Genomic DNA, 241 nt, shown 5'->3' with positions numbered 1-241 from the left:
TATCCTTCACGCTTTAAAAGTTCTACCATGGGGCGATAACCTGCATTAGGGTGTAATTTTCTAAGCTTAATCAATACTTTTTCGATTTCTTCGTCTTTATTTGGGCGTCCGAAACAATTAACCCAATAATAATACGTTGCCTTAGGTAGTCCTGAAATAATTAACAGTTGTTTGATTGGGAACTTGAATTCTCTGTGGAGGGTTTGAACAAGACGTGCTTTTCCTTCGCTTGTTGTTCCAT

General features: G+C 37.8%; 1 pseudogene. It reads right to left on the bottom strand.

Annotated features, from left to right (window positions below):
- Window positions 1-241, bottom strand: a pseudogene (locus FDX22_RS30645) (IS3 family transposase); the annotation flags it as partial.

The sequence above is a fragment of the Citrobacter sp. TBCS-14 genome, assembly GCF_005280805.1.
In the GTDB taxonomy this organism is placed as follows: domain Bacteria; phylum Pseudomonadota; class Gammaproteobacteria; order Enterobacterales; family Enterobacteriaceae; genus Citrobacter; species Citrobacter gillenii.
Note: the sequence above shows the minus strand (reverse complement) of the source record. Positions and strands in the feature narration are given on the sequence as shown.